Origin of the sequence: Solibacillus sp. FSL W8-0474, from assembly GCF_038004065.1 — a bacterium.
In the GTDB taxonomy this organism is placed as follows: Bacteria; Bacillota; Bacilli; order Bacillales_A; family Planococcaceae; genus Solibacillus; species Solibacillus faecavium.
Window position 1 is genome coordinate 658,322 of the sequence record NZ_JBBOQJ010000001.1, and the last position, 15,989, is coordinate 674,310.

The window sequence follows — 15,989 nt, forward strand, 5'->3', positions numbered from 1 at the left end:
TAACGTCCAGATGTCGATTCAGAGTATTTTTTGCAACCGAGAAAATAGGGGGAATTTCAGTTGCTAATATCAATCGTGTATTAGGTGATTTAGGGCCTTACGGAGTATGGTTAATTTATTCGGCCTTATAATTTATAATGATGTAAAATCAATACCTCGCTAAAATTCTAAATCTTACGATAAAAGTAAATAGGCTACCAACTATTTTTGAAAAGCTCATGCAGGTTTTTGTTCATAAATAGGTAATTTAGTGAGTATATTTAAATTAAAAAATCGTTTTCTTATACGAAGAGGAGAGGGTTACCACTGTCACATTGTTATATTGAAAAAGTTGATAATTGTGCTTATGGCATCACGCATGAAAAGTGTAATGTATTGAAGGAGGGTTATTATCATCCAAGGGTCAGGAGTTTCTTATTTAAGCGGATTAAACTAGTTGGTTATCAGAAGCATGGGACTCAAATATAAAATGAGAAAAATAATCATCAGTATACTAATAATCGTTCTATTTTTCTCCTTTTTTAATTTAGGTGAAAAACAAGCTGAAAATAAAAATGCTACCTACATCCCCATTTTAATGTATCATTCATTTGATGAAAAACCGAGCCTTCCTGGCATAAATACCACTCCCAAATTATTTAAAGAGCATCTAACATTACTTAAGAATAATGGTTGGACGACAATTACTACTGACCAGTTAGTAATGTTCCTGCAAGGGGATATTGACTTACCGGAGAATTCATTCATGATAACAATTGATGATGGTTATGAGAGTGTATATGATAATGCTTTTCCAATTCTCAAGGAATTAAATATGAACGCAACTTTGTTTGTCATAACGAGTCATATAGAGAGTGGTGAAAGGTTCCATAGTCGAATGTCAAATTGGAGACAGTTAAAGGAAATGAGCGCCTCAGGCTATATAGAAATTGGTAACCATACACATGATCTTCACTGGAGGGGCAATGGAAATACTAAAGGTTTTGAAGCTATGATAACTAATATGACTAAGCAAGGAAAGAAAATATCTAATACTACTAGAGAAAATATCATAGTCAACGACTTAACACTAGCACATAAGTTGATTACGAAAAATATAGGTAAAGAGCCTAAAACATTTGCTTATCCATATGGCTCGTTCGATGAGGTTTCAGAAAGAGCAGTCAGGGAAGCTGGATATGAAATTAGCTTTTCCATAATAGAAGATATGAACTATCCTGGTGAAAACTCAGAACGGATTAAACGATATGGAACTAATAGTTATGTATCTGCTGAAAGTGTGCTAAAGAAAGTAACTCTAAATAAAAAGAAATAACTATATTAGTATAAATAAAACGAAAAAGCCCTGCAAAGATTTCTCTTCACAAAGCTAATCTGACTTGTTAATACATCATATTTTAATTCATCCCGTCACCAACGGACAACTCTCATCACTTGCCCATTCATTCAACGAACCATCATACACCGCCACATTTTCTTGCCCTAATTTATTCAACAATAATGCATTCCATGTCGCGGCAATTCCGCCACCACAGTAAGTAATAACTTTTTTGCTTGGATCAAGTGCGCCTAACTTTTCAAACGTTGCTTGTAATGTAGCATCATCGTTAAGTAAACGAGTTTCTGGATTAGAGTGAGCTCCGAAAAAGGCATGCTTGCTTCCAGGGATATGACCAGGGCGCGGGTATGTCGTTGTTTCGCCACGGAAATCTGCCTCTGACAAACTATTAATTAATACTATGTTTTCATCACCTAAAGCAGCTTTTACCTCTTCTTTTGTGACAATTAAATGTTCACGGCGTTCTCCAGAAAATGGTGCAGGTACATATTCCGAAATACCGGATTCTGTAGGGCGTCCGTCGAGCTTCCATTTACGGAATCCACCGTCCAATACGGCTACATTATCGAAGCCTTCATATTTTAACTGCCAGCGTAAACGTGCTGACCAATCGGATGCTAATATATCAACATTTACTAATGGTCCACGGTCATAGATCACTACATAAGTTTCATCAGTAATTCCTAATGGCTCCACTGCTTTCAGAAATTGTTCCCGAGTTGCAATTGTAAATGGTGCCGCGCCTTCATGATTCGTGAAATCCTTTAGTAAATCAGCATAAGCAGCTCCTGGGATATGTTCTTCCTGATAGGCTTCAAAACCAGACCATAATTCTGGGAAACCTTGGCCTTCTGGAATTTTTAAGAAAGTAGAGGCATCAATTAAGCGCAAGTTTGGATCTTTTAAACGTGCTTCTAACCAGTCGCCATCTACTAAATATGGAATAGTTCTCATTTTCTAAAACTCCTTTTTCTCTATTATTATTAAACTGTCTCTGTATAAATTTTACTTTAACACAAATATATAGTAAGTTCATCTGATATGTATGGAATGTTTATCAATTGCCTACTCTATGAACTTACTAATTACCCAAAAGTGGGCTTTTCTAATAAAAGTAGAACATTTCATGTGTAAAGTTAATCTTTCCTTTATAGAAGTAGAAAGTATAAAAGGAAAAGTAGAACGAATCGCCAGAAATATAGAAGATTTCAAGGAGTATGTGGAAACCTGATTCTGAGCATCCTTCTCTACACAAAGAAAAGAAACCAAGGCACAAACCTTGATTCCCTCTCTTTAATGTGTTGAATGTATTCAAATATAAACTAGTTCCAAGCTGTGCGTTCGCTGACAGGTTGATTTTTTTCTGTAGATTTTTGTTTTTCTGCAAAATCATTGGTTGAACCGGGGTGTAATTCAGAACCAAATTCTTCATGCAAGAAATTCTGACGCTTCTGATTTGCTTGTAACTTATTCACAGGATGTGCCTTCTTAACAATAATTATTTTGTTAGAATTTTTGCTCATATTTGATACCTCAACCTCCATTAAGTTTTGAAAAAGCCAATCATGAATATGACTTCACCTTTTCTCTCTATAGATTAACCGATTATAGAAATTTTATTAATTTACAATAAAATTCCACTGTCAATTTGCTCTATATAGGTGTCCGTTCAAATTACATAAGATTTTAAACTAATAGAAGGTATTTGGTAATGCTTTATTTAGACGAATAATAGTATCAAATATGTATTTTTATTATAATTCTAAAAATTCATATTAACTTACAATTTATTTATCATTTTCCTGTTAAAATAAATTCGTTAACTATAGTAATTTATAAGAATCGTGTAATAAAGGAGAGGATATTTAACATTTGCAGTAATATGGAGAGTTTTTAGCAAACTATAAAACACGATAAGGAGCTAAATGAATGAAAAAACCAGGAATTAATCATTTCATTTCTAAAATTGCATTATCATTTTTACTAGTAATTTCAATGATTGTACCTCATCTGGCAGTTGTAAATGCGGAAACGACAGAGGCCATTGGGGTTGATGAAGCCATCAGTTTGTTTGATGCAACAGCTGTTAAGCCAAATGTTACTGTCGAGGGTTATATAGTAGGGTTTGCCAAAAGTGAAACGTCTTATGTGGTAGAAGCAGAAAGCGATACCAATATTGCGATAGCACAAATTCCTGGTGAGACCGATGTGGCAAAGATGCTTTATATTCAATTACCCTCTTCACCTTCTACATTTAGAGCAGAATTTGGTTTAAAATCGAACCCAAGTAATTTAGGGGCTAAAATTAAATTAACAGGTTCGTTGGAAAAATACTTTGGGAACCATGCAGGAATAAAATCATTATCTGCCATAACTTTTGTTGGAGATAATCCACCTAGTCCTGGTGAGCCAACTGATCCTCCAGTTGGAGAAATTATTTCTATTAGCGATGCACGTAAAGCTGCAATCGGGGACGTCGTGATTGTATCAGGTATTGTGACAGCAAAGCTAGAAACGGCTACAGCTCATATCCAGGATGAAGATGGGGCAGCAATTGCAATTTACCCTGTAGATAGTCTTTCTGCTAAGGTGGGAGACCTTGTAACGGTTCAAGGCAAGGTTGCCGAGTACAGTGGATTAAAACAATTAACTAATATTACGCTCGTAGGTACACCGGTTTCATCGGTAGTACCACAGCCACATATCGTGACAAGTGCAGGCATTGCAGAAGAAAATGAATCGAGACTTGTAACGATAAAAAATGTTGCGATTACTGGTTCAGGTCAAAACTTCACAGGAACAGACACGGCTGGTACATTCGCTATTTATGATAAAACGAGAAATTCGGGTTTGGTTACTGGTAAAACGTATGGTGAAATTACGGGAATTGTTGGACAATTTACCAATCATCAGCTTCTTCCGATCCAAATCATTGAAGATACAACAAAAGTTCAGGACATTCAAGCTTCTCATATTGGTGGAGTAACAGCGGGTACGAATGTAACGCTTTCTACAATTACAGAAGGTGCAACAATTTATTACACAGTGGATGGCTCAACGCCAACTACAGCAAGTACAAAGTACACAGGTGAAATTACTGTTAATAATCCAATGACGATTAAAGCGATTGCAGTGAAAGAAGGTTTAATAAACAGTGCCATTGCAACGTTTGTTTACGAAATTATTGATATTGAGAATGCTACGACTAGTGATATACAAGGGGCGAGTCATACATCCCCATATTTAGGTTTTTCCGTAAATGATGTGGAAGGGGTCGTAACATTTGTTATTGATTCTACGAGCTTCATCATGCAAGAAGACGAGTCAGCTTTCGATGGCGTAAAGTCAACAGCGATTAAAGTAAATAAATCGGCACATAATGTGGCGGTTGGAGACACAGTAAAAGTAACTGGTGAAGTAATTGAAGTAGGTGGGAACACGCGTTTAAAAGATACGCAAATTTCTGCAACAACAATTACAAAAACAGGTAATACCGTAATGCCAGAACCTCTTGTAATAGGAGAGGACTTATTCCCGCCAAACAAAATTATCGATAATGACAGTTTTGCAATTTTTGATCCACAGGAAGACGGTATCGATTTCTGGGAATCAATCGAGTACATGCGCGTATCATTCCCTGACGCGAGAGTAATTGGACCGATCTACAATAATGATTCTCCGATTGTCGTACCGAGTACAACAAATAACACATTTAACGTAAATGGTGGTTTAAATATTGCTGCCGATGATTATAACCCGGAGAAAATTATGCTTGAAGGTGTAGCAGGTAAAAACTATGAATCAGGCGATCGTTTTAATGAATCACTGATCGGATTTGTAGAAAACTTCTCAGATGGCTACCGACTGAATACGAATAAAGTATTCCCGGAAGTAACAAAGGCAAATATTCAGCAGGAAGTAACACATCTTGAACCAGTAACGGAAAAGCTGAATGTCGCTGCTTATAACATCGAAAATTTCTCGAACAATAATGACAATACGCCAGATGAAAAAGTAAGGAAAATTGCCTCAAGCTTTGTGCATAATATGAAGTCACCAGATATTATCACATTAGTGGAAGTACAAGATAATGATGGTCAAATTGATTCAGGCAATGCTGATGCATCGGAAAGTTATATGCGTTTAATTAACGCAATTATAGCAGCAGGTGGACCTTCTTATGATTGGACTGACGTTACACCGATTAACAATACAGTTGGCGGTGCACCGGGCGGCAATATCCGTGTAGGGTACTTATACAACCCAACACGTGTTTCACTTGTGGAAGGTGTAAAAGGAACGGGTGATCAAGCAAACGCATGGACAGCAGATGGAAGCCTGACATTGAACCCAGGTTTTGTCGATCCATTAAAATTTGAAGATACACGTAAACCAATTGCAGCAGAATTTGAATTCCAAGAAGAACGAATCATCGTGATTGGAGCGCATTTAAACTCTAAAGGTGGGGATGATTCACTTTGGGGACCAACACAGCCACCAGTTTTAGGCTCTGTATCGGAACGCCTTGAGCTTGCACAGGCAATCAATGATTTCATCAATGAAGGGCTTGCAAAAGATCCAGATTTAAATGTTGTCGTAGCGGGTGATATGAATGACTTTGAATTCACACCGGCAATTGAAACATTAAAGGGTGATATTTTAACGAACATGGTGGATAAAGCGCCGGAGGAAGATCGTTTCACTTACTACTTCCAAGGGAATAACCAAGTGCTAGATCATATTTTAGTATCGAATAATCTTGCTAATGTGACGGAGATTGATTTGATTCATATTAATGCGAACTTCACAGAAGCACAAGGTCGTGCGTCTGACCATGATCCTGTATTAGTTCAAATTGACTTGAAGGCAGGTAAAGAGGAAACACCGGAGCCAATCGTGCCGGAAAATGAGTACAATTATAAAAACTATAAAACAGGTAAGTTAATCATGAATCGTCCTAGTATATCTCTTACATTAGGAGAAAATACGAATATTAAAAACGGGGTTGCGGTATTTAGTCAATATGCAGAATTCCACGGAGTAGGATTTGCGGATAAAACAGTCACAATTAGTCCGAAAAAAGAGGAGGCAATTATTGATTTTAAAGGAACGCAAATAGGTAAAATTATTATTGAAGGAAAAAATGTAAAAGAAATTCGCAATTTACCTGCAGGAGCGAACATTACGTATACAAAGGGAGCTTCAGTAGAGGATATTGAATTTAAGTAATAGATTGCGAAATATTATAGCAGATAAAAATTCAGATTTACTAAAATGCAATTTGGAAAACCAGTATTTCCCTAAGGTTTAGGTGAATACTGGTTTTTTACATAAATGCTAGAAATTAAATACCATATATTTGGAATGATATTATACTTATTAAATATAGTATTAAATTTTTCATGTTATAATTATTGTAAATAATTGTTAGACATGAGGTGTAACGAGATGGAAATGAATAGTATTGGTGAGACAATTAAGCAATTAAGGCTGGCCAAAAAAATACCTTCTCAATCGCTTTATATGGACCTTTTGTCTCGCCAAGCTCGCAGCAATTTTGAGAAAGGCGAGAGTGATACAACAGTAAGTAAGTTTTTTGTATTATTGGACCGGTTAAATATTTCCCTTGATGAGTTTTATGTCCTACATACTAAAGAAGAAAGTGTAGAGTTTCATTTATTCAGTGATATAGCTTCCACATACTACAAAAAAGATATTGAAGGATTAAAATTGTTGATTGAAAAGTTATGTAAGGAATATAAGAGAACGAATAATATTAAATATCTTCATTACAAAATTATGGTAAGTAATATGCTGCGAATACTTAAAGGGGAACCAGCTGCTGAAGAATTTGAGCAATTAAGTAATTATTTATTAAATTGTAATTCATGGGGTTATTACGAAATTATGCTTTTTTCCAATTCAATTAATTACTTTTCCCAAGATTTAATCGACATTGTGTTTAAACGAAGTAAAGGTGTAATTACTAATTTCCAGCTTTTAAGAAGATATCGTAATGAATATGCGCTGCTACTTTTAAATATCATTAATAAAAATATACTAGAAACGAATTTTTCCGTTGCTGAAAATTACTTCATAGAATATGAGAATATGAGTGAAGTCCTACAAAATGATATGTATTACCAATCAATGAAGAGGTTTTTCCGGGAAGTGCTAGATGTAGTTACGAACAAAAAACAATCTACACAGGATTTAGAAAGGATTTTATCTTACTTAGGATATTTCAATATGACAAATAAACAAAAGCAATGTATTGCACTGTTAGAACATTTGAATTTTCAAGTTGTAAAAAATACAGAGGAAAATTTAGAGATATCTTTCCAAATAACAAAAAAATAATTTCCTAGAAAAGTAGTATTTCTAACCGGTATTTCCGGTTTAGAGATCCTACTTTTTTTATTAAAAAAGTCAATTTTAGTGGACATTTTATTTAATTGAACAGGTAGATGCTAAAATAGTATTAAATATTATTAATGGTCATTGTGAATTTCAATAAAAGAAAGAGGCGGGTTATGTTATTAGATTCTTTAATTCAAGAATTTACAAGGGCAGAAATTACTACAATATGGATACACCACCGGATACATGATACATACCATAACATACTCTCTATTATTGAACTTTGCCCCAATGAGCAACAATTTTCTCTTGCAATTGAATCGATAAGAAAGAATGGGAAAAGAGTACCCTTTGTATATATTAAACTTGATCAACATCGAACATTATATATAAGCAGGAAGTTTACAAGAACTCCAGAAGAGGGGCTGGCTTACTTTAGAAATCCAAAAATATTACATAGAACAAAAATTCTTCCCTCTAATTATTCAGCAAATTCGATTGAAAAAATTTTAACAAAAGATACAAGAAATCCCCGAACACCATTGGAACATATTTTACCGAAGCGATCTGTTGCATTTAGGATTTGGGCAAGTTTTGATGAGAATCAATTAATATTAAAGCAATTAAATGAACAGGACATTTTTAATATAGATACTTTAACTAAACAGTACCTTGGGTTTAATTTATCCATGTATAAAGAGTTCATCGGTGCAATGTTACTTGCACTCCCGAATCCTTATTTGAGATTGGTAAAAGTTGTAGCTATTCCAAAAGAAGCCTCTATAGCTGTATTATTTTACGAAAGAATTGGAAAGACAATAGTAGGTGGGGAAATCGAAATTACAGATACACAATTTTCGGCACAAGGTTTTCAATTAAAAAGAAAGATTACACAGAATAAAATGCTTATTAAATTACCATACATAGTAAAAGAATTAAATGTGAAATTATTTGATCGGTATAAGCATTTAATATATGAGGACAAAATCTTATTCCTGTAAATGCAACAGATAAAAATGACAATTCAAGAGCAAAGATAAAGATTTAAACCTTTCATTTGATAAAGTTATTTTTCCATGGAGGATTTAAATGATTTCAGAAGACTGGCCACTACAAGATTACTACCAAAATAAAAAAAGAGAGAAATTTCTAACTAATTTTCCAATAGAGTTTTGGTCAAAGGTAACAACGTCAAGGGCTTTACGTATTTTTAATCCACTAAGAGTGGAAATTAAAACTGATCCTGATTCAAATTCAAATGAATCCGCCCAATCATTTGGAAAAACAAATCAGTTTAAGGATCTAAAAGAAGGGTTAATTATCCTTTTCAATTTTTCTCAACATTTTCAACATGAAAAAAGTAAAGAGGAAATAAAACTTCTCGCAACCTTGCTAGTAAATGAATATTTTGATGTTGATGAAAAAGTAAATATTCAGCATTTATTAGAAGAGTTATCAGTTATAAATAATGAATTAATAACAGAAATTGTACAAATCGTGCTTTGCAATATTAAAATAGAGGCTCTTCCTCAACAGAAGAAATATCTAAGTGTAAGAAGGGCATGTATAGAGTACCTATCCAACCATTTAAATGATTCAATTGAATTTTTTATTAATATACAAACACCTGCATCTCTTCTATCCGCAATGTTACTGCATTTTGAGGGACAAGATTCTAAAAATAGGAGCGAGATTTGGGAGGTGTATTTAAGAGTTGTCGAAAACAATGAATTTTTTTGGTCTTATAATCTTCAGAAAAATTTAGATGATTATCAATTTTTATGGCTTACAGCAGGAATTTTAGCACAACAGAAGTTACCATTAGACAGTTTTAAACTAGCTGTTAATCGGATTAAGCAGCCTACAGAGGGCTGGGGAGTACAAAATAAAGAGCTTTATAAAATGGATAAACGAATTGTCCATTTATATACTGTAGGGACCATGGCTTCTGAGTGGTTACTAGCCCAAGAAAGAAAAGAAGAGGCAGTTCAACTTTATAATTATGTATTTCATAAAACAACCAATTATTTGAGAAAATCAATTCCGTATAAGAATGATTATATTAATCTATTAATTACTGAACTGTGGGCAAGATTACCACTTATAAAACCGTCGGATTATATAGATATAACACTTTATACAATCCCTTTATATGATGAATATAAGCATATTCTTTTAGCGTTAACTGAGCTATATAAAAACTCTCACAACAAAATGAGTGTAAGGTTAATCATGAGAGAAATACATGAAGAGCTTTTTCCAGTTGAAAAACTAATATACGCCCATGATGAAAACATCTTAAATTGGTATGAGCAATTTAACTGGTGGGAGGAGTAAATTTAAAAATTTTATATAACTCGTTCAAAATAATAAAGAACACATTTCACTGAAAAGATGAGCGAAATGTGTTCTAATATTATTTAATAAAAATTAATCGTAAAGTAAGGTGCTTTCTGACTACTATACTCCAACCCTACAATCGCATGGTTGAAGCGGGATTGTAATAGGTTATCGCGGTGTCCTTTACTGTTCATAAAGCCTTCATGGGCATAAATTACATTATAGTGACCATAGGAAATATTTTCGCCCCATGTTCTAAGTTCGGCTTTACTCATTCCACCGCTAAGCATGCGGTCATAGGGAGAGGCACCTGAAAGACTCGTATGAGAGAAATAGTTGTTATCAATCATGTCCTTACTATGCTTTCGGGCAATTGCGGCCCATTGCGGTGAATGGGTTAATGGCTGAACGCCTTCAGCAGCACGTGCTTGATTCATGAGTTCGACCATTAATTGCTCGGAATGTTTTTGCGTATCGGAAATACTTCCGTAGAAGCCATCCTTTTTCACTTCATAATCTTTTTGTACATATAAAATCGAACGGATCACATTCTTTTTATGCAAATCATAAAAGAATGTCACGTAATAATCATCAATCAAATAGAAATTGTATTCATTGGACGATGCGGTATTAAAGTTAACGTTTCCGCGACGAACTGAGGCATTTTTTGTTCCGTATTTTGCCTTGACTTGTGAAGCTGTAGCGGTACCGATTTTTAACTCTTGTGCACCGAAGAAACTTTTACCCTCTTTCGTCATATAACGTGCCACAATTTTATTGTTATCAACGCCTTCTAATTCAAATTCTATATTTTTCCCGGTCTGTTTCCAAGCAAAGTCATATTCGCTATTGTATGTTTCTGTGGCAGTATCTGGTTTTTCAGCAGCTGGTGGGGGAGGAGTGTTTCCTCCTACTTGTCCAGTATTTTTATAGTTAAGTGTACGATATAAAAAAGTAGCCATTTGCGCACTCGTTACATTATTGTTCGGTAAAAAACGATTCGATTCATTACCTGTTGTAATCCCTTGACTTGCCAAAATATTGACATACTCGTAATACCAGCTTGATTTTGAAACATCTCTAAAACTATAAGTATCTTTTCCTTTTAGTTTAAAGCTTTCTACTAAAATTTTTGATAGGTGTGAACGTTTTACTGCCTGATCCGGATTGAAGTTTCCATATTCATCTCCGTCAAAAATACCTGCTTCATATGCCCAAATAATTTCTTTAGAGAAAGTGGTTGAATTTCTTAAATCCTTTAACTGATTATTATAAGAGCGTACTTTCGGAATAGACAAACTTGAATCATTTGACAATATAGTATGAAGAATTTTCGAGGCCTCTGCTCGGGAAACTGGTCGGCTAAAATTAAATTGATTGCCGGATTTATAGTCATAAACGTCAAGATTATTTAAATATTGAATAGCTTCCGTGTGGGAATTTCGGCTATTTTCTACATCATAAAATGCCTTTTTGGCAGAAGCGTCATCGCCGGCAATGAATAATGCAGAAGCGAAGAAAGTAGCGGCCAGGAAAGTTTTTGTCATTCTTTTTGTCATTCGTTTCTACTCCTTTTTATTTCTATTTATTTTCGTGAATGCATTATATTTACGTAAAAAGAGCGGGAGTCATTATTTATTTCTGACTTTACCCGCTCGCTTTATTCTCAAACACTCGCTATTTTATTAAATACCATAACGTTTCTCTCCATGTGACATCTACATAGTCCCAGTCAAAAGTTTGTAATGGATAAGGTCTGAATGTCGGCGCAAACAGGTTTTTTTCATCTCCGTCTATAAAAATCTGGTTTGGGGCAATAGGTGCTGTGAAGACGGCTGTATTTTCCAAATCGTGCTTAGTAGGCTCATTTTCTTTTTCGTCAGGATCTTTTAGTTGAACCGTCTGAATACGCGGTTCAGCAGGTATCTTTGTCTCTTCAGAGTTTTCTTCAACCGATTCTTCATACATAAAGTCCTTTTGATTGATTTCTGCTTTATGCTTAAATACGACATCGACAGGCTCAAGCTTCGTTTTTCCATCGTCCCCAACAGTATAGATCAGATTTTCTTCATCACCTTCCATATATTGAACAAGCCAATGATCCCGTACTTGGAAACTATCATTAGCTTCTACTGTTGTAATTTTTGCTGTAGCTAGAGTACCTATAGGTTTTTCCAATAACAAATCCGTAGGTTCAATGCTAACTTCATAAACTGTTTCATCACGATTGACTTTTTTCTTTTTGATCATTTCATTAAATGCGATGGAATTACGTGCTGGAATTTGCTGCTTTTCCAATACATGACCCTCAACGCTATATTCATCTTTATCATCAAATGTAATTGTAGCCGACTGACCAATTTCGATTTCCTGCCAATCTTTGTATGTAACATAGGCAACAACTTTCTTTTCTTGAGACTGAATTTTAAAGGTTATAGAATCGCCCTCGAGTACAATCTCTTTTACAACACCGTCAACTGGAGAAGTAAGAGAGTTATTACTGCTTAATTGAGAAATCATACTATCTAATATACTAAGCTGGCGCTCGGTTTCTGCAATGGAGCGCTGGATAACTGCGATACCTTCTGCTGTTGGTGTATTTTGCTCAATGCCAAGTTCTAAAGTTAAATTGATATTCCAGTTTTCATTATCCCCTAGAGTTGTTGAATCTGTAGCAGTACTTGGTGTAGAACTACCACTTTCATACTGTAAATCGGAAACAATTCTTTCTAATTCAGCTAATTCATTTGCATAGGCTTCCCGATCAGTTTGAAGACGTGTGATTTCACGTTCTGCTTCTTCGGGCTTATAAATCGCGAGTTCACTCAGTGCACTAATACTTTGTCCTTCTGAAACAAGCACTTCGTTAATGGACTGTACAGGTGCTGCGATGAAATGCTCGTACTTAGATGATACTACTGCCTCGGTTTCGAAAACTTTTTCATGATTTTCCGCTACGGCAAATTGAACATTATTAATGTAGTATTTCTTTAAAATAATATCGTTGTCCTTTAATAGTAAATAGCCATTTGCCAGTACAAATAATGTGGCTATTATACTGAACAATTTCACATTTCTCGTTATACGCATTACAGACCAAGCCACCCTTCAATCCAAGTTAAAACAGGAAGAATGCTAAATAGCGCGACTAGCGCGGCAAAAACAACTTGAATCAATATTAATTTTAAAAGTAAGGTTTTTGGACGCTCGAACCAATTCGATAAAAATATGTATTGTATCCATACTGTAATAATCGTTGCGAGTGTTAATTGGTTAAGGAAAAACAATAAATAATCTTGATAATACACGTATGCCATAGCCGGAGCCAAAGAGAACAATGTGAATGGAGTGGAAAAACCAGCAACTGCAAAAATGATGATTGTCAGTGTTTTCTCAAGGACAATGAAAAATAACGTATAAAGTTGAATTTTTTGAATCCAACGATAAGGAATTTTCGTAAGTAAGTAAATAACGTATGTAATGACATAATAATGGAAAACAAAAAATAAAACGCCTGCTAAAATGGCCCCAATTAAAGACATAATGCGGGCAAAACTATATAAATGACCTTCACCATTTACAAGTAGAGCGGTTAAATCCGCAGTGTTCATCCCCCAAAAGTTGCGTACAATAAAGAAAAGTAACGTAAAGCCAAAAATTACCCAAACACTTGTTAAATACCCTTTAAGTTTATGATCTTCGCTACTTTCCAGGTTATGTATGAGTTGTGAGGGGTGAGAAAGCTGCTGCCAAAATTTGAATTCGTACATAAATTCACCTCAATAATTTTAATAACATATGATAAGTACCCTAAGTTATAGGGTTTTACACATATATTTACAATCTAATAGCTGACTAAATCCATTATAAGTCTTTATTGTGAAGAAAATGAACTGATAGACACATACTAGTATTTTTAATGCAGTATAAAGTAATAAGTAAACCGAGAAAGAAACATAAATTATCCACATTTTTAATCTATATTTTTGTTAAAATTACATGGTAAGGATATTAAAGGAATGAGTGGTAAATTTTAATGAAAAAGAGCTTTATGCTGTTGATTATAGTTTTATTCGGTGTGTTAGGGTTTGCAGACAATGTACCTGCAGAAGAAGTAAAGTTTGCCATTATTTCTGCTGAGCAAGGGGTCAACATGACAGCTACAGCAAATCCGGATGGTATGAAAGTTGCGGTATTGAAGCCGGGCGGGCGAGTGAAGCTAATACGTCAGGAGGATAGTTGGTCGAAAGTTGAATATAATGGTCGGATTGGCTGGGTTCGTAATGAAGTCATTACGCCATTTGCAGAAGACTTACTTCCTTATTACTCGATATATTATAAATTGCTCGAGGAGACAGAGCATCTCGTTTATGCATTAGTAAATGATTTTACGCAAGATGGTATAGAAGATTTGTATATTGTTACTGATGCGGATCCTTCAAATGGACAATATATTGAAAAGATTTACAGTGGTAATACAGTCATATATCAAAAAAACTTAAAACATGGTTTAACCGTTTTGAAAGATACGACAGATTATTATATATTCCACCATACACAGGCAAACTCCGTAAAGAAATTTAAATTATCGGAATTAAATGATCAGGCGATAACGGATTATTATGAAGTAAGTGAAGGGAAAAGTTCATATGAAATAGTTGCTAATACATATTTGCATACTTATTTTATTGTGCAATCAAGTAATGGAAAACCTTCTGAGCTTACCTTTACACATGAACAAGTAACCTCAAAAGATTTCTATGGCGGAGAAAAAAAGAATGAATATGATGAAACGGTCTATTTAGAAAAATTCCATTTATCAAATGGTGATAAAACAAGGGGAGTTTCAGAAAAAGAGTATAAGGAATTTTTTGCGAAGTACGAAAAGGCTAAGGGTACAAAAATAATCTATAGGGATGATTATAATTCAGCATCGCTTTCAAATAAGTTTTCATTCGATTTAAATCGGGTCAAAAATGAATTGCTGAACTTAGCATCAAATGCTACCTCCAAAAAAAATACCGAAATGCTATCCGGAGAAATAGAAACGCTGAAATTAAAGCTTGCCCAATCAGTATTCCTAGAAATGCCATATGAAAAGGCTGTTTCGCGTAATGTATATACAATGATAAAAAATGTAGAAGAAGGAATGAAATGTGGTTTGCCAGGGTATGGAGCAAGTCAATTTCCTAAAGGTAACGAGAACTCTCTGCAGCCAAATATGCAATATATTGATCGTTCGCAAATCGAAAATGTAATTCGAGATTTTTATGGTACCACGATTAATTCGGATGAGTTCAATGCATTGGCATCGGCCGATGGGAGTTTTCTCGATGAATCGGTTTACCAATTCCCGTTAGATGAGGAAGCAGAAGTATATGACAATTATGTTTATCGCCAGTTATTAAGCGTGGAGCAGTTCGAAAATGCATATGATGTACTTGGTTTTGCTGATTATCAAATGCCTATTGATGTAACCGTAACAGAATCAAACGAGAATATGTTAATTGCGGGTGAACAATTGCACGAAGGTTATGTCGTGTTCAAGCGCCTCCCATTTAAATCCGGAATGAAATGGGTATATATTGACACTATTTCAAACCTTGATTTAATCGATACAAAAAAGTATCAAGTTTATGAAAATACATTACCACTATTGCAAAGCTTAATCGCAGAGCAGCAAATTCCAGAGGAAATTAGGCTGGATCGAAAACAAGAACCACTTGTTGCCTCAGCTGCCACCGGGGAAGCAAGTGTAAGGATGGAAGAGAAAGAAAAAGCTGCATCGTGGAGCTTTATAGTAATTGTGATAGCTTTAGTATTTAGTTTATTTGGCGGGGCATATTTATTTTACAACAGGAAAATAAAAGTTAATAAAGTATAAGAATCGCAGCTGTCTCTAATTATATAGAGGCGGCTTTTTTTATGTGCCTTTACAAGCAAAGTAATT

General features: G+C 34.7%; 11 protein-coding genes. 6 read left to right on the forward strand and 5 right to left on the reverse strand.

What is annotated here, in order from left to right:
* Nucleotides 1-451 precede the first annotated feature (451 nt).
* Nucleotides 452-1,315: a polysaccharide deacetylase family protein gene (locus NYE67_RS03330; RefSeq protein ID WP_340729165.1), complete on the forward strand. Its 864-nt coding sequence runs from the start codon at nt 452-454 to the stop codon at nt 1,313-1,315.
* An 87-nt stretch (nt 1,316-1,402) separates the two neighbouring features.
* Here the strand turns inward: NYE67_RS03330 and NYE67_RS03335 are convergent, their stop codons facing one another.
* Nucleotides 1,403-2,293: a sulfurtransferase gene (locus tag NYE67_RS03335; RefSeq protein WP_340729166.1), complete on the reverse strand. Its 891-nt coding sequence runs from the start codon at nt 2,291-2,293 to the stop codon at nt 1,403-1,405.
* 368 nt (nt 2,294-2,661) lie between these two features.
* Nucleotides 2,662-2,814, reverse strand: coding sequence for a hypothetical protein (locus NYE67_RS03340; protein ID WP_340729167.1), 153 nt, complete (start codon nt 2,812-2,814; stop codon nt 2,662-2,664).
* 454 nt (nt 2,815-3,268) lie between these two features.
* Here NYE67_RS03340 and NYE67_RS03345 point away from each other — a divergent pair, with 454 nt between their 5' ends.
* The 4 genes from NYE67_RS03345 to NYE67_RS03360 all read left to right on the forward strand — a co-directional run bounded on the left by NYE67_RS03345 (nt 3,269) and on the right by NYE67_RS03360 (nt 10,036).
* Nucleotides 3,269-6,568, forward strand: a complete 3,300-nt coding sequence (locus NYE67_RS03345; RefSeq protein ID WP_340729168.1) for a DUF6359 domain-containing protein — start codon at nt 3,269-3,271, stop codon at nt 6,566-6,568.
* A gap of 225 nt (nt 6,569-6,793) precedes the next feature.
* Nucleotides 6,794-7,699: a helix-turn-helix domain-containing protein gene (locus NYE67_RS03350; RefSeq protein ID WP_340729169.1), complete on the forward strand. Its 906-nt coding sequence runs from the start codon at nt 6,794-6,796 to the stop codon at nt 7,697-7,699.
* A 173-nt stretch (nt 7,700-7,872) separates the two neighbouring features.
* A complete protein-coding gene (locus NYE67_RS03355) occupies nt 7,873-8,700 on the forward strand; it encodes a hypothetical protein (protein WP_340729170.1) in 828 nt (275 codons plus the stop codon).
* An 88-nt stretch (nt 8,701-8,788) separates the two neighbouring features.
* Complete coding sequence (locus NYE67_RS03360; RefSeq protein ID WP_340729171.1) at nt 8,789-10,036, forward strand: hypothetical protein; 1,248 nt, start codon at nt 8,789-8,791, stop codon at nt 10,034-10,036.
* Nucleotides 10,037-10,119: 83 nt separating this feature from the next.
* Here NYE67_RS03360 and NYE67_RS03365 read toward each other — a convergent pair whose 3' ends face one another.
* From NYE67_RS03365 to NYE67_RS03375, 3 genes are all read right to left on the reverse strand, one after another.
* Nucleotides 10,120-11,598, reverse strand: coding sequence for an S-layer homology domain-containing protein (locus NYE67_RS03365; RefSeq protein WP_340729172.1), 1,479 nt, complete (start codon nt 11,596-11,598; stop codon nt 10,120-10,122).
* 118 nt (nt 11,599-11,716) lie between these two features.
* A complete protein-coding gene (locus NYE67_RS03370) occupies nt 11,717-13,111 on the reverse strand; it encodes an HlyD family secretion protein (RefSeq protein ID WP_340729173.1) in 1,395 nt (464 codons plus the stop codon).
* A 17-nt stretch (nt 13,112-13,128) separates the two neighbouring features.
* Nucleotides 13,129-13,809, reverse strand: coding sequence for an amino acid transporter (locus tag NYE67_RS03375; RefSeq protein ID WP_340729174.1), 681 nt, complete (start codon nt 13,807-13,809; stop codon nt 13,129-13,131).
* Between the two features lie 266 nt (nt 13,810-14,075).
* Here NYE67_RS03375 and NYE67_RS03380 point away from each other — a divergent pair, with 266 nt between their 5' ends.
* Nucleotides 14,076-15,923, forward strand: a complete 1,848-nt coding sequence (locus NYE67_RS03380; RefSeq protein ID WP_340729175.1) for an SH3 domain-containing protein — start codon at nt 14,076-14,078, stop codon at nt 15,921-15,923.
* Nucleotides 15,924-15,989: the final 66 nt, after the last annotated feature.